This is a genomic window from Arthrobacter sp. MDT2-16, assembly GCF_054510925.1.
In genome coordinates, this window is sequence record NZ_JBTNDP010000003.1 from 84,373 (window position 1) to 104,344 (window position 19,972).

Annotated in this window: 17 protein-coding genes and 3 tRNA genes; 11 read left to right on the plus strand and 9 right to left on the minus strand. The window is 69.2% G+C overall.

The features are described 5' to 3' along the window. Positions 1-16: 16 nt before the first annotated feature. The gene (locus tag ACX80N_RS07010; protein WP_459338822.1) at positions 17-2,104 is read left to right on the plus strand and encodes a prolyl oligopeptidase family serine peptidase; all 2,088 of its coding nucleotides are present in this window, start codon (positions 17-19) and stop codon (positions 2,102-2,104) included. Positions 2,105-2,211: 107 nt separating this feature from the next. After that, positions 2,212-2,299, plus strand: a tRNA-Ser gene (locus ACX80N_RS07015). 126 nt (positions 2,300-2,425) lie between these two features. Here the strand turns inward: ACX80N_RS07015 and ACX80N_RS07020 are convergent. After that, entirely contained in the window at positions 2,426-4,540 is a 2,115-nt protein-coding gene (locus ACX80N_RS07020; RefSeq protein WP_459338823.1) for a RecQ family ATP-dependent DNA helicase, read from the minus strand. Positions 4,541-4,633: 93 nt separating this feature from the next. Here ACX80N_RS07020 and ACX80N_RS07025 point away from each other — a divergent pair, with 93 nt between their 5' ends. Continuing rightward, a complete protein-coding gene (locus ACX80N_RS07025; protein ID WP_459338824.1) occupies positions 4,634-6,040 on the plus strand; it encodes a phosphomannomutase/phosphoglucomutase in 1,407 nt (468 codons plus the stop codon). A 64-nt stretch (positions 6,041-6,104) separates the two neighbouring features. Here the strand turns inward: ACX80N_RS07025 and ACX80N_RS07030 are convergent, their stop codons facing one another. Continuing rightward, complete coding sequence (locus tag ACX80N_RS07030; RefSeq protein ID WP_459338825.1) at positions 6,105-7,985, minus strand: phosphoenolpyruvate carboxykinase (GTP); 1,881 nt, start codon at positions 7,983-7,985, stop codon at positions 6,105-6,107. A 290-nt stretch (positions 7,986-8,275) separates the two neighbouring features. Between ACX80N_RS07030 and ACX80N_RS07035 the strand changes: the two genes are divergently transcribed. The 3 genes from ACX80N_RS07035 to ACX80N_RS07045 all read left to right on the plus strand — a co-directional run bounded on the left by ACX80N_RS07035 (position 8,276) and on the right by ACX80N_RS07045 (position 10,740). Further along, positions 8,276-8,351 (plus strand) — tRNA-Arg (locus tag ACX80N_RS07035). 91 nt (positions 8,352-8,442) lie between these two features. Then, a complete protein-coding gene (locus ACX80N_RS07040) occupies positions 8,443-9,861 on the plus strand; it encodes a dihydrolipoyl dehydrogenase family protein (RefSeq protein WP_105032565.1) in 1,419 nt (472 codons plus the stop codon). 48 nt (positions 9,862-9,909) lie between these two features. Then, the gene (locus ACX80N_RS07045; RefSeq protein WP_459338826.1) at positions 9,910-10,740 is read left to right on the plus strand and encodes an MBL fold metallo-hydrolase; all 831 of its coding nucleotides are present in this window, start codon (positions 9,910-9,912) and stop codon (positions 10,738-10,740) included. Between the two features lie 39 nt (positions 10,741-10,779). Here the strand turns inward: ACX80N_RS07045 and ACX80N_RS07050 are convergent, their stop codons facing one another. The 4 genes from ACX80N_RS07050 to upp form a co-directional block, all read right to left on the minus strand. Further along, positions 10,780-11,316: a SixA phosphatase family protein gene (locus tag ACX80N_RS07050; protein WP_105032563.1), complete on the minus strand. Its 537-nt coding sequence runs from the start codon at positions 11,314-11,316 to the stop codon at positions 10,780-10,782. A gap of 38 nt (positions 11,317-11,354) precedes the next feature. Beyond that, a complete protein-coding gene (locus ACX80N_RS07055; protein ID WP_459338827.1) occupies positions 11,355-12,164 on the minus strand; it encodes a winged helix-turn-helix domain-containing protein in 810 nt (269 codons plus the stop codon). 313 nt (positions 12,165-12,477) lie between these two features. Continuing rightward, entirely contained in the window at positions 12,478-13,815 is a 1,338-nt protein-coding gene (locus ACX80N_RS07060; RefSeq protein ID WP_105032562.1) for an APC family permease, read from the minus strand. Between the two features lie 86 nt (positions 13,816-13,901). Continuing rightward, a complete protein-coding gene (upp, locus tag ACX80N_RS07065; protein WP_104048935.1) occupies positions 13,902-14,537 on the minus strand; it encodes a uracil phosphoribosyltransferase in 636 nt (211 codons plus the stop codon). 23 nt (positions 14,538-14,560) lie between these two features. On the opposite strand from upp, the gene tadA reads away from it, so the two are divergent. The 5 genes from tadA (at position 14,561) to ACX80N_RS07090 (ending at position 17,759) form a co-directional block, all read left to right on the plus strand. Beyond that, positions 14,561-15,055, plus strand: a complete 495-nt coding sequence (gene tadA, locus ACX80N_RS07070; protein WP_459338828.1) for a tRNA adenosine(34) deaminase TadA — start codon at positions 14,561-14,563, stop codon at positions 15,053-15,055. A gap of 49 nt (positions 15,056-15,104) precedes the next feature. Then, positions 15,105-15,593 carry a pyridoxamine 5'-phosphate oxidase family protein gene (locus tag ACX80N_RS07075; protein ID WP_105032560.1) on the plus strand — a complete coding sequence of 163 codons (489 nt, stop codon included), beginning with the start codon at positions 15,105-15,107 and terminating at the stop codon, positions 15,591-15,593. Positions 15,594-15,650: 57 nt separating this feature from the next. Further along, positions 15,651-15,740 (plus strand) — tRNA-Ser (locus tag ACX80N_RS07080). 617 nt (positions 15,741-16,357) lie between these two features. Then, positions 16,358-16,879: a small multidrug efflux protein gene (locus ACX80N_RS07085; protein ID WP_105032559.1), complete on the plus strand. Its 522-nt coding sequence runs from the start codon at positions 16,358-16,360 to the stop codon at positions 16,877-16,879. A gap of 124 nt (positions 16,880-17,003) precedes the next feature. After that, positions 17,004-17,759 carry a MerR family transcriptional regulator gene (locus ACX80N_RS07090; protein ID WP_459338829.1) on the plus strand — a complete coding sequence of 252 codons (756 nt, stop codon included), beginning with the start codon at positions 17,004-17,006 and terminating at the stop codon, positions 17,757-17,759. A gap of 140 nt (positions 17,760-17,899) precedes the next feature. Here the strand turns inward: ACX80N_RS07090 and ACX80N_RS07095 are convergent, their stop codons facing one another. The 3 genes from ACX80N_RS07095 to ACX80N_RS07105 all read right to left on the minus strand — a co-directional run bounded on the left by ACX80N_RS07095 (position 17,900) and on the right by ACX80N_RS07105 (position 19,970). Then, positions 17,900-18,667 (minus strand): type 1 glutamine amidotransferase domain-containing protein, encoded by a 768-nt coding sequence (locus tag ACX80N_RS07095; RefSeq protein ID WP_459338830.1) that lies wholly within the window; start codon positions 18,665-18,667, stop codon positions 17,900-17,902. 74 nt (positions 18,668-18,741) lie between these two features. Beyond that, complete coding sequence (locus ACX80N_RS07100; protein WP_459338831.1) at positions 18,742-19,035, minus strand: hypothetical protein; 294 nt, start codon at positions 19,033-19,035, stop codon at positions 18,742-18,744. 23 nt (positions 19,036-19,058) lie between these two features. Next, on the minus strand, positions 19,059-19,970 hold the full coding sequence (locus tag ACX80N_RS07105) for a phosphodiesterase (RefSeq protein ID WP_459338832.1): 912 nt from the start codon (positions 19,968-19,970) through the stop codon (positions 19,059-19,061). Between the last annotated feature and the right edge of the window lie 2 nt (positions 19,971-19,972).

The following is a 19,972-nucleotide window of genomic DNA, read 5'->3' on the forward strand; positions in this document are numbered from 1 at the left end:
TGCATAGGATGGGCGGATGACGCACCCCACGGAGACCACCGCGACCGCGGACGACCCCTTCCTCTGGCTCGAGGACATCTACGCGGAGAAGGGCCTCGAGTGGGTTCGCGCCGAGAACGCGCTGACCGAGGACGCCCTCCTGACGCCGGGTTTCGAAGCACGGGAGCGCGGCATCCTCGAGGTGCTCGACTCCACGGACCGCATCCCCATGGTGGGCAAGCACGGCGACTTCTACTACAACTTCTGGCGTGACGCCGAGCACCGCCAGGGCATCTGGCGCCGCACGACCTGGGACAGCTACGCCTCCGACGCCCCGGACTGGGAACTGCTGCTCGACGTCGACGCGCTGAGCGCCGCCGAAGGCACGGAGTGGGTCTGGGGCGGGACCCTCTTCCTCCGCCCGGCCGAGGGCGCACCGCACGAGCGGGTCCTCGTGGTCCTCTCCCCGGACGGCGGCGACGCGGCGCGCTACCGCGAGTTCAGCCTTGCCACCCTCGACTTCGTGGACGGCGGCTTCGACATACCGACGGCGAAGAGCCGCATCGGCTGGGCCGGCCCCGATGCCCTCCACGTCGGCACCGACTTCGGTCCCGGCTCGATGACGTCGAGCTCCTACCCACGCACCGTGCGGACCCTGCGGCGCGGGGGAGATCTCGCGTCCGCCGAGCAGTACTTCGAGGTGGACGCGGACCACATGATGGCGCTCGTGGCGCACGACTCCACGCCGGGGTTCGAGCGCGACATCGCCGTCGACACCATCGACTTCTACACGCGTCGCACCTACCTCCGACAGGACGGCGGGTGGCACCTGATCGAGGTGCCCGAGGACGCCAGTATCTCGCTGCACCGGGAGTGGCTGATCGTCCGGCCGCGCACGGACTGGACCACGGAGGGGACCACGTACCCGGCGGGATCCCTGCTGGTCATCGGCCTCGAATCCTTCCTCGCCGGCGGGCGCTCCTTTACCACCGTCTTCTCCCCCGATCCGTCGACGTCCCTCCAGTCCTGGAGCTGGACCCGCGACTACCTGCTGCTGAACCTGCTGCGCGACGTGTCCTCCGAGATCCGCATCCTCGATCCGGGCAAGGGCTGGAGTGCGGAACTGCTCGACGCCTGCCCGCCGCTCCACTCCGTGGACGCCTACGCGGTCGACGACGAGGACGACGCCGCCGGCAACGACTACTGGCTCATCGCCACCGGTTTCCTGACGCCGTCGACGCTCCACCGCGGCACGATCGGTGGCGAGCACACGTCCGTCAAGTCCTCGCCGTCCTACTTCGACGAGGACCGTTTCACCGTGGAGCAGCACTTCGCGGTCTCGGACGACGGCACGCGCGTGCCCTACTTCCAGCTCGCACCGAAGGACCTGGTGCTCGACGGCGGCAACCCCACCCTGCTCTCCGGGTACGGCGGGTTCGAGCACTCCATGACGCCCGCCTACAGCGGCGTGATCGGGCGCGGATGGCTCGAGCGGACCACGGAGGACGGCCGGCAGGGGGTCTACGTGCTGGCCAACATCCGAGGCGGCGGCGAGTACGGGCCTCAGTGGCACCACGCGGCCCTCCACGCCAACCGCCACCGCGCCTACGAGGACTTCGCGGCCATCGCCGAGGACCTGGTGCAGCGCGGCGTCACATCGCCGGCGTTCCTGGGCTGCACGGGCCGGAGCAACGGCGGCCTGCTCGTGGGCAACATGCTGACCACGTACCCGCACCTGTTCGGCGCCATCTCGTGCGGGGTGCCCCTGCTCGACATGCGCAGGTACACGAAGCTCTCGGCCGGGTACTCGTGGATCGCCGAGTACGGCGACCCGGACAAGCCCGAGGAATGGGAGTACGTGCAGACCTTCTCGCCGTACCACCTGCTCCGGGACGACGTCGCCTACCCGAAGACGCTTCTCTGGACGGCGACCAGCGATGACCGGGTGGGCCCGGTGCAGGCCCGCAAGATGGCCGCGAAGATGAAGGACCTCGGCATCGGTGACGTCTGGTTCCACGAGGCGCTCGAGGGCGGGCATGCCGGTGCGGCGGACAACCGGCAGGCCGCCAGGATGCACGCGATGAGCTTCGAGTTCCTCTGGCGGGCGCTCACCGGGTCGCTCTGACCCCACGGCCTGTGAGCGGCCGCACGGCAGCGCGGGAAGGCGGGCCGGTGTGGTTTTGCTCTTGCCGTCCCCTTCTGGGTAACCTTGGGAGGCTAGAGATAGCCGATGGAGACGTGCCAGAGCGGCCGAATGGGCTTCACTGCTAATGAAGTGTGGGCCTAAAGCCTACCGGGGGTTCAAATCCCCCCGTCTCCGCGCGAAGGCCCCCGTGAAAACGGGGGCCTTTCTGTTGGCCTTTCCAAGCGCCGGCGGGACTTTCCCATCCGCCCGGCAGCCGCTCAGGGGCCACGCTGTCCAGGTCGGCCGAAGAACCGGCCGCCGCTACGCCTTCAGCGCCAGCGCGAACGGCAGGACGCCCGAGGCGCCGGCCAGACGCAGCGCCCGCCCTGCCTCCGTGATGGTCCAGCGGCTGTCCGCGAAGTCGTCGACGAGCAGCACCGGCCCGGGGTTCGCCGCGAACCAGGCGGCCCCTCCCTCGGGGACGGCGAAGTGGTCCCACACGGATGCCAGCCGGAACGCACTGTTGCCTCCCGGCTGGCCCTGCGGGAAGCCGTGCGGGGTGGCCAGCTGCCCGAGATACGGGATGCGCCCCACCTGGGCGAGCGCCTGGGCGAGGGACCCGATGAGCTCCGGGCGCCGCCGGGAGGGGACGCTCACCACGGCGACCGGGCGCTCGTCCCAGCCCCACTGCGCCAGCACGCGGACCACGGCCTCGACGACGGCCGGATCCAGCGGGGCGTCCGGGGTCGAGTCCGCCATGAGCTCGCGCAGCCTGTTGCCCCACCCGAGGTCGGTGAGGCGTGCGAGCGCCCGGCCCGGAAGGCTGACCTCGCCCGGCTTCAGCTTCCCCTTCAGAGGCACGCCCAGCTTGTCCATGCCGGAGGGCCACTGGCCCCGCGGCTCGAGCTCCACCCCGACCCGGCTCAGGGCCTGGCTGGCGGAGTCGGACGCCTCGTGCGCCACCTCGTCCGAGTACCAGGGGGCGGCGCAGTTGTCGCAGCGTCCGCAGGGAGTGGCCGCAGGGTCATCGAGGGACTTCGAGAGGAACTCCATGCGGCAGCCGGCGGTGTTCTCGTAGTCGAGCATGGCCTTCTGCTCCACCACGCGGGCCTCGCTGATGCGCCGGTACCGCTCGGCGTCGTAGGTCCACGGTGTCCCCGTGCTCTCCCAGCCACCGGTCACCTTGCGGACGGCGCCGTCCACGTCGAGCACCTTCAGGAGCAGTTCCAGGGGTGAGCGCTTCAGGTTGACCCGTGTCTCGAGGGCCGGCGTGGACAGGACGACGCCGGGCTCCAGGGCGTCGAGCACACGGAGGGCGGCGTCCTGCGAGGGCATGGACGCCGTGGCGAAGTACTCCCAGATGTCGCGGTCCTCGGCGCCGGGCAGCAGCAGGACGTCGGCGTTCGGCGTCCCGCGACCGGCGCGCCCCACCTGCTGGTAGTACGCGACGGGCGAGGACGGAGCCCCGAGGTGCACCACGAAGCCGAGGTCGGGCTTGTCGAAGCCCATCCCGAGAGCACTCGTGGCGACGAGCGCCTTGACCTCGTTGTTCTTCAGGGCGGCCTCCGCGGCCTCACGGTCGGCCGGATCGGTGCGGCCCGTGTAGGCGCGGACGGCGTGCCCGTTCTCCCGCAGGAGGCGGGCGGTGTCCTCCGCCGCGGACACGGTCAGGGCGTAGATGATGCCGCTGCCCGGGAGGTCGGACAGGTGCGTGAGGAGCCAGGCGAGGCGCGAGCGGGGACTCGGCAGGCGCAGTACCCCGAGCCGCAGGGACTTCCGCGCCAGCTCGCCGCGCAGGGTGAAGACGTCGGTACCTCCTGCGCCGAGCTGCTCCTCGACGTCCTTCACCACGCGGGAGTTCGCCGTGGCCGTGGTGGCCAGCACGGGTACGCCCTGCGGGAGGCCCAGGATCAGTTCGCGCAGGCGCCGGTAGTCGGGCCGGAAGTCGTGGCCCCAGTCGGAGATGCAGTGGGCCTCGTCGATCACGAGCAGACCGGTCCTCCGCATGAGCTCCGGCAGGTACAGCTCCCGGAAGGACGGGTTGTTCAGGCGTTCGGGCGAGACGAGGAGGACGTCCACCTCGTTGGCCTTCAGCTTCGCCTCGATGTCCTGCCACTCGGTCTGGTTCGCCGAGTTGATGGCCTCGGCCCGCACGCCGGCGCGGGCGGCAGCGGCCACCTGGTCCCGCATGAGCGCGAGCAGGGGCGAGACGATCAGCGTGGGCCCGGCCCCGCGGGCGCGCAGGAGCAGGCTCGCCACGAAGTAGACGGCGGACTTCCCCCACCCGGTCCTCTGGACCACGAGCGCGCGCCGGCCGCCCTCGACGAGGGCCTCGATGGCCTCGAACTGCCCCTCGTGGAACTGCGCATCCTGTGACCCGACGAGGGTGTGCAGGATCTCGGTTGCTTGGTCGTTCAGCGTGGCGGTCGGCGACATCTTCCCAGTATCCCAGCCGCCTCCCCCAGTCGGAGCGGGAGGATCCGCCATGTGCGCAACCGGCACCGGGGTCCCACCGATACACTTCCAAGCGTGAATAGAACCTTCGATCTCTCAGCATCCTTCAAGGCCTACGACGTCCGCGGCATCGTCGGCGAGACGATCACGGTGGACTCGGTCCGCGCGGTAGGGGCGGCCTTCGTGGACTCCCTGGACCTCGCGGGCGAGACCATCCTCGTCGGCGGTGACATGCGTCCGTCGTCCCCCGAGTTCTCGAAGGCGTTCTCCGAGGGTGCCACGCTGCGTGGTGCGAACGTGACGTTCCTCGACCTCATCTCCACCGACGAGCTGTACTACGCGAGCGGCACCCTGGACGCGGCCGGCGTGACCTTCACCGCCAGCCACAACCCCGCCCAGTACAACGGCATGAAGATGACGCGTCCGGGAGCCGTCCCCGTGTCCTCCGAGACCGGCCTCAAGGACGTCCAGGAGCGGGCCGAGCGCTACCTCGCGGATGGCACCATCCCCGCAGCCGACGTCCAGGGCACCACCGGTGTCCGCGACATCCTCGACGAGTACTCGCGGTTCCTCCGCTCGCAGGTTGACCTCTCGTCGTCGCGCCCGCTGAAGATCGTCGTCGATGCCGGCAACGGCATGGCAGGCCTGACCACCCCCGCCGTCCTCGGCGACCGGATCCTCCCCGCCCTGCCGTTCGACATCGTGCCCCTCTACTTCGAGCTCGACGGCTCGTTCCCCAATCACCCGGCCAACCCGCTGGAGCCGGAGAACCTACTCGACCTGCAGGCCGCCGTCGTCCAGCACGGCGCGGACATCGGGATCGCGTTCGACGGCGACGCCGACCGCTGCTTCATCATCGACGAGAAAGGCGAGCCCGTCTCGCCCAGCGCCATCACCGCGATGGTCGCCCGCCGCGAGATCGCCCGCGCCCAGGCCGCCGGTGAGGCCGAGCCGGTCATCATCCACAACCTCATCACCTCCCGCGCGGTACCCGAACTGATCCGTCACGACGGCGGCCGCCCGGTCCGCACCCGGGTGGGCCACTCCTTCATCAAGGCCGTCATGGCCGAGGAGGGTGCGGTGTTCGGCGGCGAGCACTCGGCGCACTACTACTTCCGCGACTTCTGGAACGCCGATACCGGCATGCTCGCGGCCATGCACGTCCTCGCCGCACTCGGTGAGCAGGACGGTCCGCTGTCGGACCTCGGGCGCGAGTACGAGCCCTACTTCTCCTCCGGTGAGGTCAACTCGAAGGTGGCGGACGTCGACGCGTCGATCGCCCGGGCACGCTCCGAGTTCGAGCAGGAGGGTGTCGTGGTCGACGACCTGGACGGCCTCACGTTCACCCCGGAGCACGGCAACTGGTGGTTCAACCTCCGCCCCTCGAACACCGAGCCGTACCTGCGGCTCAACGCCGAGGCCGTGGACCCGCAGACGCTCGAGGACCTCGTGCAGCGCGTCCTCGCCGTCATCCGCGACTGACGCGGAGCACTGCGAGCACGACAGAGGCCCCTTCCCTGCCGGAAGGGGCCTCTGTCATGTCCGGTCAGGCGAGGCTGAAGCGCTGCTTCAGTTCGTCGAGCTGTCCCTTGAGTTCCTCGGGCAGCGACTCCCCGAAGCGGCCGTACCACTGCTCGATGCCCTCGAGCTCCTCCGCCCACTCCACGGCGTCGACGTGCACCGCTGCCTCGACCTCCGCGGGAGTCATGTCCAGTCCGGTCAGGTCCAGGGCGTCACCGGTGGGCACGAACCCGATGGGCGTCTCGACGGCATCGGCCGTGCCCTCGAGCCGCTCGACGACCCATTTGAGGACACGCGAGTTGTCACCGAAGCCCGGCCAGGCGAAGCTGCCCGAGGCCGTGCGGCGGAACCAGTTCACGAGGAAGATCTTCGGCAGCCGTGACTGGTCCGCCCCGGCGCTGAGGGTGAGCCAGTGGCGGAGGTAGTCGCCGGCGTCGTAGCCGATGAACGGCAGCATCGCCATCGGGTCGCGGCGCACCCGGCCCACCTGGCCGGCGGCGGCGGCCGTCGTCTCGGAGGAGAGCGTGGAGCCCATGAAGATGCCGTTGGCCCAGTTGCGGGACTGCGTGACGAGCGGGACGGTCGTCTTGCGGCGCCCCCCGAAGAGGATCGCTGAGAGTTCCACGCCGTCGGGCCGGTTGTACTCCTCGGCCAGCATGTCGATCTGGTCGATGGGCGTGCAGAACCGGGCATTGGGGTGCGCGGCCGGGTGGTCCATGTCCGGCGTCCAGTCCCGGCCCTGCCAATCGGTGAGGTGCGCGGGCGCCTCGTCGGTCATGCCCTCCCACCACACGCCGCCGTCGTCGGTGAGCGCGACATTGGTGAAGACCGAGTTGCCCTTGGCGATCGCGCGCATGGCGTTCGGGTTGGTCCCCCAACCCGTGCCGGGAGCCACCCCGAACAGGCCCGCTTCGGGATTGACGGCGCGGAGCTCGCCTTTCGTGCCGAAGCGCATCCACGTGATGTCATCGCCCAGGGTCTCCACCTTCCAGCCCTCGATCGTGGGATCGAGCAGGGCGAGGTTCGTCTTCCCGCACGCCGACGGGAACGCTGCGGACAGGTAGTAGGTCTTGTCCTGGGGGGAGGTGAGCTTCAGGATCAGCATGTGCTCGGCCAGCCAGCCCTCGTCGCGGGCCATGACCGAGGCGATCCTCAGGGCGTAGCACTTCTTGCCGAGCAGGGCGTTGCCGCCGTACCCGGAGCCGTAGGACCAGATGGAGCGCTCCTCCGGGAAGTGCACGATCCACTTGTCGTCGTTGCACGGCCACGGGACGTCGGCCTGTCCCTCTGCCAGGGGAGCTCCGAGGGAGTGGAGCGCGGGCACGAACGGGGCGCCGAGCTCGGTCATCCGGTCCAGCACGGCCGAGCCGATGGTCGCCATGATGCGCATGGACGTCACCACATAGGCGCTGTCCGTGATCTCGACGCCGAACTTCGGGTCCTCCGCGTCGAGATGGCCCATGACGAACGGGATGACGTACATGGTGCGCCCGCGCATGGCGCCGGTGAACAGACCCGTGAGCTTCGCCTTCATCTCGTCGGGGTCCATCCAGTTGTTGGTGAAACCGGCCTCGCGCTCGTCCTTCGAGCAGATGAAGGTCTGCTCCTCCACCCGGGCCACGTCCTTGGGGTCCGAGAACGCCGCGAAGGAGTTGGGGAAGGTGTCGGGGTTCAGTCGGACGAAGGTCCCGCTGTCCACGAGCAGCTCGGTGAGGCGCGTGTTCTCCGCCTCCGAGCCGTCGATCCAGACGACGTCGGCCGGCTGCGTGAGCTCCTGCACGCTCCTGACCCAGTCGAGGAGCGCCGGGTGGGTGGTCGGCGCAGCGCCGGAGGCATCCGGCAGCGTACTGCCGGGATCTGTGGGGGTGGTGCCGGCCTCGTCCAGCTGATGCGCAGTATCGCCCATTACTCTTCCCTTCGGTTGGGTGCTCGGTGTATCGATGCTAGGGGCGGGATATTTCGCGCAAGGGTCCCGACCGCGGGACACGTCCAGGCATCCTCCGGTGATCCGCGTCATAACAGCGATGTCATGCGCTTACATGAGGCCAAGCTGTGACGAAGGTCACGTAGACCGGTCTAGTCACAGAGGGAGGGAGCGCCTGATTAGGCGCCCCGCTGATTTCACGCTAAAGTTGTCTACGGCCAAACGGCCCGCTTGTAGGACGGATTCGCACTGCGGATCGACGGACTACGGATGCGTGCGTAGCTCAACGGATAGAGCATCTGACTACGGATCAGAAGGTTGGGGGTTCGAATCCCTTCGCGCGCACCACGGTTCTCCGGAACCATTGAAAGGCCCCGGCTTCGGCCGGGGCCTTTTGCGTGGGGTTGCCCCCGTGCAGCGTCGGTGGAAGGCTCAGCCCATGAGTGAACCCCGGAGCATCGACGTCATCGTGATCGGAGCCGGCGCAGTCGGCGAGAATGTCGCAGGGCGGGTGGTCCAGAAGGGCCTCTCGGCCGTCCTCGTCGAATCCGATCTCGTGGGCGGTGAATGCTCCTACTGGGCGTGCATGCCCTCCAAGGCTCTCCTCCGTCCCGGAACCGTCCTCAACGCGGCACGGGGCGTGGCCGGTGTCCGCGAAGCGGTCACCGGGTCGCTCGACACCCGGCAGGTGCTGGAGCGCCGCACGTCCTTCACCTCCGACTGGGACGACTCCTCGCAGGAGGAATGGGTGGCCTCGGCGGGGATCACCCTCGAACGCGGGTGGGCGACGCTGACCGGTGAGCGGGAGGTGTCCATCAGCCACGATGACGGATCCGAGTCGCACTACCGGGCCAGCCACGCCGTCGTCCTCGCCACGGGCTCGACGCCGACCGTGCCGCCCATCGACGGCCTCCAGGACCTCGACTACTGGACCACCCGCGAAGCCACCTCGGCCAGGGAGGTCCCGGCGAGCCTCGCGGTCCTCGGTGGCGGGGTGGCCGGCGTCGAACTGGCGCAGGCCTATGCGCGGCTCGGCGCGGAGGTCACCGTCGTCGCGCGCAGCGGTATCCTCGGCAACTACCCGAAGGAGGCGTCCGACCTCGTGCTCGAGGCGCTACGGGGAGAGGGAATCACGATCCTGACGGACACGGCCACGAACGCGATCCGCAAGGAGGACGGCCTGTTCGTGCTCGACGTCGGCGACGGCCGGCGCGTCACCGCGGAACGGCTGCTCCTTTCCACCGGCCGCCATCCGCACACCACCGGACTCGGCCTCGAGGACCTGGGACTCGACCCGAAGAACATCCACCCGGACGACACCGGGCGCGTGCCCGACGCCGGAGGCTGGCTGTACGCGGTCGGCGACGCCGGTGGCAGGGTGCAGCTCACGCACCAGGGGAAGTACGAGGCGCGCATGACCGGCGACGCCATCGCCGCCCGCGCCGCGGGCACTCTCGGGGACTCCGCGGTGGACTGGAGCCCCTACACGGCCACCGCGGACCGCGGGGCCGTACCCCAGGTGGTCTTCACCGACCCGGAGATCGCGATGGTGGGGCGCAGCCTCGACCAGGCTCGGGAGGACGGCATCAACGCGTCCGAGACATCGCTGCCGATCGCCGTGGCCGGCTCGTCGCTCCACTCGGACGACTACAAGGGCTGGGCGCAGATGGTGGTGGACGAGGACCGCAAGGTGCTCGTCGGCGTGACGTTCGCCGGACCGGAGGTGTCCGAGCTGCTGCACGCCGCCACCATCGCCGTCGTCGGGGAGGTGCCCCTGGACCGCCTGTGGCATGCGGTGCCCGCCTACCCCACCGTCAGCGAGGTCTGGCTGCGGCTGCTCGAGCAGTACGGGCTGTAGCGGGCGAGCGCCCATGTCTCCGGGGATGCCACGGACGCGAGGAATCACATGCTGACGCAGGTCGCGGAGGGCGTGCTCGTCCACCAGAGCGAACTGATCCGGAACAACGCCGTCGTCATCGACGGCTCCACCGGCGTGCTGCTCGTCGATCCCGGGATCCGGGACGCAGAGATGGCGTGCCTTGCGGGCGACCTCCGCGCCTCGGGTCGGAGCGTTGCGGCCGGCTTCTCGACGCACCCCGACTGGGACCACGTGCTCTGGCACACCGGACTCGGCACGGCTCCACGGTACGGTACGGCCCGCTGCGCGGAGTTCATGCAAGACCTGCTGTCCGACGCTGACTGGAAGGCCCGCGTGGCGGAGGGGCTACCACCGGAGATCGCAGACGAGATCCCGCTGGACCTTTTCGGCCTCATCACCGGCCTGCCCGCCGGGACCGCGCGGATCCCCTGGGACGGCCCGGCAGTCCGGATCATCGAGCATCCCGCGCACGCACAGGGACACGCGGCACTGCTGGTCGAGGAGCCTGGCGTCCTCGTGGCCGGCGACATGCTCTCCGACATCCTGATGCCGTTCCCCGACCTGGACACCGCCCGTCCGCTCGAGGACTACCTCGAAGGTCTGCGGCTGCTCGAGGCCGTGGCGGGCGACGTCGCCGTCGTCATCCCGGGACATGGATCCGTCGGCGGAGCCGGTGAGGCACGCCGACGGATCGACCTGGACCGCACGTACGTCGAGGCCCTGCGCGACGGCCGCGCCCCTGCCGACCCGCGCATCGGCCCGTCGGCGACCTACGGCAGGGAGTGGTTGCCCGGCGTGTACGAATGGCAACGCCGGCAGCTCGCCGGACGACGGAAGCCCGGCGGAACACCGTTCTAGCGGTCGGCGGCGTCCCCGGGATGGCACACCGGCCCGGGGTCAGCGGAGGGTGGACGCCCGGCGCACCACGAAGTCGGTGACCTCGGCGTCGCGCCCGTCGAGCTCGGCCCAGTCGCCGTCGAAGGTCAGGACCGTGAGTCCCGCCGTCGGATAGTCGGTGGCGAGGTCCATGACGGCTCTCTCGTCCGACCGCACGGAGGCCAGGCGCATGGCCAGTTCCTGGACCCCGGGGTTGTGCGCGATCACGAGGAGGCTGGTCACGGTGGGCGGCACGCGGTTGATGAGCGAGAGCATCTCCGTGGGCCGTGCCGCGTAGAGGTCGTCCTCGAGCTTGGGGGTGGGCGCCTTGTCCCCGAGCTCCTTGCACACCCACGTGCACGTCTGCCGGGTGCGCAGGGCCGTGGAGACGAGGATGAAATCGGGGACGGCGTCGTGCTCCACCATCCACCGGCCCACGAGCGGGGCGTCCGCGTGACCCCGCGAACTGAGCGAGCGCTCGTGGTCGGAGACGCCCTCCTGGAACTCGGCCTTCGCATGCCGCAGCAGCATGAGCTTCTTCAGATGGTCGGAGGACATGCTCCGCAGTCTATGGCGTCCCGGCAATGGGCAGGAGCCTAGATGGAGTACTCCGGAGCGGCCCAGACCACCACTTCGGGGTGGTCGTAGAAGCGGTAGCCCTGGCCGCGCACGGTGCGCACCGTGTTGGCCAGCCGCCCGAGCTTCGACCGGAGGCGCCGGATGTGGACGTCGATGGTGCGCTCGTTCGGCACCTCGTCCGCGTTGCGCCAGAGTCCCCCGAGGAGCTCCTCGCGACCCACCGTGCGGGTCGCATTCTCCACGAGGTAGTTCAGCAGCTCGAACTCCTTGAACGTCAGATTCAGCGTCTCACCGTCGAGGTGCACCTCACGCCGCGACAGGTCGATGAGCACGCCGGTCGGGCGCACAGACTGGGCCTGCGACGGGGCCGGCGCTGCGGCCGGCCGCGGACGCCGGGCCACCGTGGGATCGCCGAGGGCCGCACGGACGACGTCGATATCGGATCCCGGGGCGTCGGCCGGTGCCAGCGCCACGGCCGCGTGGCTCTCGGCCGTCGGCACGAGCGAACGCACGTAGGATCGGACGTCCTGCGCGAGCTTCGACAGGGTGGTTCCGGCCGCGGCGGCGGTCGCCTCGTCGAGCGCGACGTACAGCACGAAGCCGCGTGCCGTGGTGTCGCCCGTGACGGCCTGCGGACCGGGCACGCCGTTGGGCGTGACGACGGGGACCGGGGCGCTCAGGTGCTGGGTGTCGCTCCCGGGGATCGCCTGGAGACGCGAGTGCGGGCGGGGCACCTGCTGCGTATGGGCGGGTAAAGAGGGCGCGAACGACGCGCGGTTCTGCGGGGAGCGCTGGGAGATATGGACGTAGCCCGGATTGACTGACATGGAAACCACCTCGGAGAAATGTGCCGTCATCACGGCTCGAATGCGGGACGCGCCCGGTCGGGATGTTGAGAAATGCCCGCCGTTGGGCTCGGAGTGCGTAAGAAGAGGTTGGGTGTAACCGTTACGCGTGCATTCGAAGACAGCTGGAAGCCGCCACGGACACGGTGTCCGGGGAGGAAGCTGCGGATGCGGGTGAGTTGGTGATCACGCTGGAAATTATTGCACGTAACATTCGCCTACGCGCAAGTAACAAAGGAACTTGTCCGCGATGCGGACGGCGGGCGCCGATGGCCGGGCCCCGGTTGGGACGGCATTACTGCGGGACACGCGCCTCGCGCCTGCGCCCGGCGCGGGCGATGAGGAACAGCACCGACCCGACCACCATGTAGGCGAGGGCCCCGAGCCAGACGACGCCGGACTGCTGCGCCAGCAGCACGATGCTGGCGATGATGGCGAGGATGGGCACGATCCGCGGGGCCGAGAAGTGGGAGTGTTCCACCCTGTCCTTCTTGAGCGCGAGGACGCTGATGTTGGCCGAGATGAACACCAGCAGGAGCAGGAGCACGGTGGTCTCGGCGAGGGTGGCGAGGTCCCCGAAGAGGGTCAGGACGATGGTCAGCCCGGCGACGACGATGATGGAGACCCACGGCGTGCGCCGCCTGGGCAGCACGCGGGCGAACGCGCTCGGCAGGAGCTCGGCTTCCGCGAGCCCGTAGCCCACGCGGCTGGCCATCACCATGAACAGCAGCGCGCCGTTGGCGATCGCGATCAGCGCGATGATGCTGAACAGCCAGGGCGGGATCCCCGCACCGCTGGCATTCACGACGTCGAGCAGGGGGCCGGTGGACTGCGCGAGTTCCGTCGGGGGGAGGACGATGACCGCGCCGACGGCGATGAGGAGGTAGACGACCGCGGCGGTGCCGATCGCGCCGAAGAGGGCCTTGGGGTAGGCCCTCGAGGGATCCCGGACCTCCTCTGCCATGTTCGCGGCCGCCTCGAACCCGAGGAACGAGAAGAACGCGACGACGGAGGCCGCGAAGGCTCCCTCCAGCGGGGGCACGTCGGGGGCGAACTCGAGGAGCCGCGCAGGCTCGCCGTTGCCGCTGCCGAGCACGAGGGCGGCGAGCACGATGACGAGCACGAGGCCGGTGACCTCGATGACGGACGCGACGAGGTTCGCGGTCAGGGATTCGCGGACGCCCCGGAGGTTGATCAGCGTCAGCAGGATGATGAAGACCACCGCGGCAGGGGCGGCGGGCACGTCGATGAGGGCGGACAGATAGTCACCCGCGAACGCGTTCGCGAGGGCGGCCGCCGTGGTGATGCCGGACGCCATCATCAGGAACCCGACGAGGAAGGACAGGTACGGGATGCCGAAGGCCCGGTCCACGTACCGTGCAGCGCCGCCGGCGTGCGGGTACTTGGTGATGAGCTCCGCGTAGGTGCCCGCGGTGAGGAGCGCCACCACCAGCGCGATGAGCAGCGGTAACCAGATGACGCCCCCGACGTCGTCGGCCATGGTACCGACGAGCGTGTAGATCCCGGCGCCGAGGGTGTCTCCGACGATGAACGCGAAGAGTAGCGGCGCACCGATCGCGCGCTTCAGTCCGCCATGCGTGCTCGCTTCGGTGGTGCCGCTGTCCGTCGCCATCGCACTATTGCAGTCCTTCGCACGCGCCGACGCAACCCCCACCGAGCGGCAGGGTGCTGCCCGGTTCCCGGAGGGAAGTGTCCGACCTAGCCGACGACGCCGTAGAGGCGGTCTCCCGCGTCCCCGAGACCGGGGACGATGTACGACTTCTCGTTCAGCTTCTCGTCGATCGAGGCGAGGACGATCGTGACGTTACGGCCCTCGAGCTCCTCCTGCAGGGTGGCAAGTCCCTCGGGTGCTGCGAGGAGGCAGATGCAGGTGATGTCGGCGGCGCCGCGGGCGAAGAGGAACTTGATGGCCTCACGGAGGGTCCCGCCCGTGGCGAGCATGGGATCGAGCACGAAGACCTGCCGGCCCGTGAGGTCGTCCGGCAGCCGCTCGGCGTAGGTGATGGCCTCGAGCGTCTCCTCGTTGCGGGCCATGCCGAGGAAACCGACCTCCGCTGTCGGCACGAGGCGCGTCATGCCCTCGAGCATGCCGAGGCCTGCGCGGAGGATGGGGACCACGAGGGGGGTGGGCTTCACGAGCCCGGTGCCCTGGGTGGCGGTGACGGGTGTCTCGATGGACACGGTCTCCACGCGGACGTCGCGCGTGGCCTCGTAGGCCAGCAGGGTGACGAGCTCCTCGGTCAGGAGCCGGAACACCGGCGACGACGTGTCCTTGTCCCGGAGAACCGTGAGTTTGTGGGCTACCAGGGGGTGGTCGACTACCAGTACGCGCATGCCTCAAAAGTACCATTGAGCCCATGAGACCCGCCCTGCAGCCCGTGGATCCCGAGCACCGGGCGTGGATGGGGCGGGCCCTGGACGCCGCCGAACGGACCCGCGCGAGTGCCGACGTGCCGATCGGTGCGGTCGTCGTCGGCCCTGCGGGTGAGGTGCTCGGGACGGGCTGGAACCAGCGCGAGGAGCTCGGGGATCCGACCGCGCACGCCGAGGTGCAGGCCATCCGTGCTGCCGCTCTCCGGTTGGGCGCGTGGCGGCTCGAGGGATGCACGCTCGTGGTGACGCTGGAGCCGTGCGCCATGTGTGCGGGGGCGTCGGTCCTGGCGCGCATCCCCCGCGTGGTGTTCGGGGCGTGGGACGAGAAGGCCGGGGCCTCCGGCTCGGTGTTCGACGTGTTGCGCGAGCGGCGGCTGAACCACTGGACCGAGGTGGTGGCCGGGGTCCGGGAGGACGAGTGCGCCGCGCTGCTCCGGGAGTTCTTCGCAGCCCAGCGGTCCGGTTCCGGCGCTCCCTGATACTGCGTAGGCTGATGAAATACGCAGCACCCTTCGACAAGGAGTAGACGTGGCAGACCAGCAGGACGGTTTGAAGGAAGTACAGGACATCCTCGGCAAGGCCGACATCGCGATCCTCACCACGGTGAGCCTCGACGGGCAGCTCGTGAGCCGGCCGCTCGCCCTGCAGGCGAAGGACTTCGACGGCGACCTCTGGTTCTTCACCGAGGACCCCTCCCCCAAGGCCGACGAGATCCGGGCGAACCCGCAGGTGAACGTCTCGGCGAGCACGGGCAAGGGCTACGTCTCGATCGCCGGGACCGCGACGCTCACGAAGGACCAGGCGAAGATCGACGAACTGTGGGGCCCTTCGGTGTCCGCGTGGTTCGAGGACGGGCGCGACGATCCCGCCGTCGCCCTCATCCACGTCGACGCCGACACGGCCGAGTACTGGTCCATGGACGCGCCGCGCGTGGTCTCGGCCGTGAAGATGGTCAAGGGCCTCGTGACGGGCACCAAGCCGGACTCCGGCAAGAACGAGGTCATCGACCTGCCGTAGGTCCACACCGGACCCGTTTTGGGTTCGGGGCGGTGGAACCGGTAACGTAGTGGCGTTGGTGACGTGTCCGAGCGGCCGAAGGTGCAACACTCGAAATGTTGTTTGGTGTAAAAGCCAACGTGGGTTCAAATCCCACCGTCACCGCCACGGAGAAGGCCCCGCAGCCCTTGTGAACACAGGGATGCGGGGCCTTTCGCTTTGCCTGGTGGACGGGGGCGTCGGGCGACCGGGTCCGCTGGTGCCTCTTCGCCGCGGAGCCCCGGCGGCTCACCTCAGGACAGCAGTGGCTTCGATCTCGACGGGAAGAGCGGGAACCCACAGCGCCTGGACTCCGATGACGGTAATGGGCGGCAGGGGCGACCGGCGCGTAGTCGGTCTGCTGCAGCAGACCGTGGGGATGGCTGAGGTGCACGGTCACCGGGTGTCCTTCGCTGAGGGTTCGGTGGATGTGCCGGCGGGAGGCTGCAACGCCGGGCTCCCACGCCGCCGTGCCGGTGCATCACAGGAAACACCCTGTTCCCACCACAGGGTCAACACGGGTGGATGCCCCTGTCTGGGCGACGGTGAGATCGGATCGCGGCTCAGCCGGGTATGTGTCCAACGTCTCGCTTCCTCGCCTTGACCCTGTGGCTGGAACAGGCCTTTCACTGGTTGACGTACACCCCACCACGCCACGACAGAGCGCAACCAGCGCCGTCGCGGAAGCGTGGTGGACGACGGCGGCGCGACCCGTGCCCGCCGTCGAGACCACGGAGGAAAACGCAATGTCCAACCCCTACGAAGGCATCCAGGAATGGGTGCAACAACTACCCGAATTCGTCCAGCCCATCGGTGTCGCCGTCGCCGGCATGATCCCCTACGTCGAGGGCGAGGGGGCGTCCGGCATCGGGATCATCCTCGGGATCAATCCGTTCGTGGCGGCGATCGCAGCCATGGTGGGCAACTTCCTGAGCGTGCTCGCCGTCGTCGTCGTCAGTTCCCGCGTCCGCGAGAGAGTCGTCGCCCACCGAGGAGGCGGTGCTGAGGCGGCAGATCCTGCGCCCGCCCCCTCGGCCAGGCGGGCGAAGGGGCAGCGGCGCCTGCAGGGCTGGCTCTCGCGGTTCGGGGTGCCGGGCGCGAGCCTGCTCGCCCCTCTCGCTCTTCCCACGCAGCTCACTGCCGCATTCTTCGCGGCGTCCGGCGTCGACAGGAAGCGGGTTCTGCTCTGGCAGGGGGTCGCGATCGCGCTGTGGACCGTCGTCGTCTCCCTCGTCGCGACCTGGCTCGTCGGCGTCCTGGGCTGGTGACGGACACCCTGTGACCCCTTGACCCTTCGGTGGGACCATGAGGTTCTCTTCCGGAAGGCCGATCGACCGACAGCAGGTACGTGACGAGCGGACCGGTGGAGCAGAACGAGGAAGGACTGCGGACATGGCGTGGAGCACCCAGGGAATCGCCGAGCTGGCCGGGACGACGGTGAACACCGTCCGTCATTATCATCGGGTCGGGCTCCTCGAGCAGCCGGACAGGATGCCCAACGGCTACAAGCAGTACCAGGTCAGGCACCTCGTCCGTCTCCTGAAGATACGGCGCCTGCGGGATCTCGGCGTCCCGCTCGATCAGATCGACGAGGTGGCCCTCGAGGGCGATTCGTCGTTCGAGGCGTTGAGAGCCATCGACGCGGACCTCGCGGTGAGCATCGAGAGGTTGCAGCGCGCCAGGGCGGAGATCCAGGCGATCCTCCAGGGAGCCTCGGTGACCGGCGTCCCGGCAGGGTTCGAGGACGTGGCACCCCAGTTGTCCAAGCCGGATCAGTCGCTGATGCTGATCTACTCCCAGCTGTACGACGACGACGCGATGCAGGATCTGCGGGACATGGTCCGGGCGGATCCCGAGTCGGCGAGCAAGGAGTTCGACGCGCTGCCCCCTGACGCCGACGAGACAGCACGCGCCGAACTCGCGGAACGCTATGCGCCGGTCATTGCACGCGCCATCAGGGACTACCCGTGGGTCATGGATCCGGGGAAGCACCTGTCGAAGAGCCTCGAGACGACGCAGAACACGGTCGTCGAATCGATCATGGCCCTCTACAACCCGGCGCAGCGTGACGTCCTTGCACGCGCGAGCGTCATTGCCGGCGGCATCATCCGGGAGGAACAGACGACGGAGGACGACCCCGAGCCCTGAGGCCGAACCTCCGGCGGCCCTGGTGGTGGCCAAGAAGCGGGACGTCTGACCACCCCTCCGGCCCGGCCGGAGCCTGAACCCTCGTCGGGGGAGGCGCGGAGCGGACGCCGCGCCTCCCCCGACGAGTCCATCAGTCCCTGTTACTCCTCGCCGCCGGCCGCAGCGGCCTTGAGAGCGTCCTTCTCGGCACGCAGCGCTTCCGTCTCCTGCTGCTCGTCGGCCTTCTCCTGGTGGATGACCACCGCGAAGAGCTTCTCCATCTCCTTGGCCACCCCGGCCGCCGACGCCGGGTTCTGACCGGTCACCAGCCGGTCGTCGACCACTACCTGTTCCTCGAAGACATCGGCAGGGACGTGGGTGGCGCCCTGCTCCTCGAGCCGATCCGCCAGGAAGAACGGGATGACCCCGTCCTTCCCCGCCGCGACCTCCTCGTCGTTGGTGAAGGCGGCCACCCTCCGGCCCTCCACGAGGCGGAACCCGTTCTCCAGTTCCACGTTCAGCAGCCCGGCCGGTCCGTGGCAGACCGCGCCCACCAGGCCGCCGGCATCGTAGACGCTCGCCACGAGTCTCTGCAGGCCCTCGCTGTCCGGGAAGTCCCACATGGTGCCGTGACCGCCCACGAGGTAGACGGCGTCGTACTGGGCGGCATCGACGACATCCACCCGGGCCGTGTTGTAGAGCCCGGCACGCGTGGTCTCGTCCTCGGTGAAGGCGACCTGGACAGGGTCCGTGGTGTCCACCTCGTCGCGCGGGGGCTGTCCTCCCTGGATGGAGGCGAAGTCGACGAAGTGCCCGGAGTCCTTGAACACCTTCCAGGGGTGCGCGGCCTCGGCCACGTTGTAGCCGGTCCTCTCCCCTGTATCGCCGATCTCTGAAACGCTGGTCAGAACCATGAGGATCTTCTTCATGGAGTGCTCCTTTCGTCCGGCTTCCACCCTACGCTCGGCCCGGATCGCCGAGTGCGATCACGAAGGCTCCGGAGCTACGTGAGCTCGATGAGGAAGCGGTTGTGATCGGCGGGATTGAATCTCGCGGTGATCATGCTGGAAGTGTTCGCGTGTTCCACCCGAATCTGCATGATCACCTGTTCGGTGACGGTGAATCCCTTTCCCGCGGGAGGCGCCGTCGTCTCGTTCTCCGTCATGGTGGAGACGTTGTTGAAGGTGCTGACGTACTCATTGTCGAGATCGTCCACGTCCTTCCAGTCCTCGTTCACCATCGAGAACCGGGCACCTCCCTCCGCGGGCTCGGTGCCTTCGTAGGTCCAGGTGGCCATCAACGTCACCCACGTCTTGCCGCTCAGCGCCGCACCGGGCCCACCGCCCCGTGCACCGCCGCCAGGCGCCGTCGTACCTCCTCCGGGGGAATGTACTCCCCCACGGTCGGGTAGGACCCGATCGTGACCACCGACGAGACGATCGTATGCGGATAGACGTGCACGAGGTTGAAGCCCTGCGCACCGTCCCTGCCCCGCACGCCGCCCACGGCCACGGTGAGGTCCTGCGTGTAGCAGGTGGACGACGCCACCGACACCGGGATCCCCGCGAACATCGCGGACGACGGGAAGTGCGCGTGGCCGGCGATGATCAGGCGGACGTCCGACCCCGCCACGACCTCCGCGAGCCGGTCCTGCCGGCGCAGCTCGGTGAGCACGGCGAGGTCCTGCACCGTCGGGATGGGCGGATGGTGCAGGGCGAGGATGCTGCCCTCGGGCGCGGGCCGGGCCAGCTCCGCCCCGAGCCAGGCCAGCTGCGCGTCGTCGAGCTCCCCGTGGTGGTAGCCGGGCACCGAGGTGTCGGGCGCGATGACGCGCAGCCCGCCCAATCGGTAGCTGCGGTACAGCGGCGTGTCCTCCGGCGGCTCCCCGAGTAGCGCCGCGCGCAGGGCGGGCCGCTTGTCGTGGTTGCCCATGAGCCAGATCACCGGAGTGCCCAACTCCTCGGCGACGGGCTCCACGACCTCCCGGAGGGACGCATAGGCGTCGGGTGCGCCCTTGTCCGTGAGGTCGCCCGTGAAGACGAGCGCATCGGGACGGACGCCTGAGCGCCCCACCTCCTCCAGCAGCTGGGCGAGCCGTTCGCGGGCGTCGACCCCGCCGTACAGCGGGCCGTCGGCCACGAAGTGGGTGTCGCTGAAGTGGAGGAGGAGATGGTCGGCGGGAGGGTGCTCCCCCGAGAGGGCTGCACCCTCGGGTCTACTGGGAGTCGGCATGG

Coding starts and splice junctions, on each gene's coding strand:
- ACX80N_RS07010 (WP_459338822.1), top strand. CDS start 17: ATGACGCACCCCACGGAGACCACCGCGACCGCGGACGACCCCTTCCTC.
- ACX80N_RS07020 (WP_459338823.1), bottom strand. CDS start 4,540: ATGTCGCCGACCGCCACGCTGAACGACCAAGCAACCGAGATCCTGCAC.
- ACX80N_RS07030 (WP_459338825.1), bottom strand. CDS start 7,985: ATGGGCGATACTGCGCATCAGCTGGACGAGGCCGGCACCACCCCCACA.
- ACX80N_RS07040 (WP_105032565.1), top strand. CDS start 8,443: ATGAGTGAACCCCGGAGCATCGACGTCATCGTGATCGGAGCCGGCGCA.
- ACX80N_RS07045 (WP_459338826.1), top strand. CDS start 9,910: ATGCTGACGCAGGTCGCGGAGGGCGTGCTCGTCCACCAGAGCGAACTG.
- ACX80N_RS07050 (WP_105032563.1), bottom strand. CDS start 11,316: ATGTCCTCCGACCATCTGAAGAAGCTCATGCTGCTGCGGCATGCGAAG.
- ACX80N_RS07055 (WP_459338827.1), bottom strand. CDS start 12,164: ATGTCAGTCAATCCGGGCTACGTCCATATCTCCCAGCGCTCCCCGCAG.
- ACX80N_RS07060 (WP_105032562.1), bottom strand. CDS start 13,815: ATGGCGACGGACAGCGGCACCACCGAAGCGAGCACGCATGGCGGACTG.
- upp (WP_104048935.1), bottom strand. CDS start 14,537: ATGCGCGTACTGGTAGTCGACCACCCCCTGGTAGCCCACAAACTCACG.
- tadA (WP_459338828.1), top strand. CDS start 14,561: ATGAGACCCGCCCTGCAGCCCGTGGATCCCGAGCACCGGGCGTGGATG.
- ACX80N_RS07085 (WP_105032559.1), top strand. CDS start 16,358: ATGTCCAACCCCTACGAAGGCATCCAGGAATGGGTGCAACAACTACCC.
- ACX80N_RS07090 (WP_459338829.1), top strand. CDS start 17,004: ATGGCGTGGAGCACCCAGGGAATCGCCGAGCTGGCCGGGACGACGGTG.
- ACX80N_RS07095 (WP_459338830.1), bottom strand. CDS start 18,667: ATGAAGAAGATCCTCATGGTTCTGACCAGCGTTTCAGAGATCGGCGAT.
- ACX80N_RS07100 (WP_459338831.1), bottom strand. CDS start 19,035: ATGGCCACCTGGACCTACGAAGGCACCGAGCCCGCGGAGGGAGGTGCC.
- ACX80N_RS07105 (WP_459338832.1), bottom strand. CDS start 19,970: ATGCCGACTCCCAGTAGACCCGAGGGTGCAGCCCTCTCGGGGGAGCAC.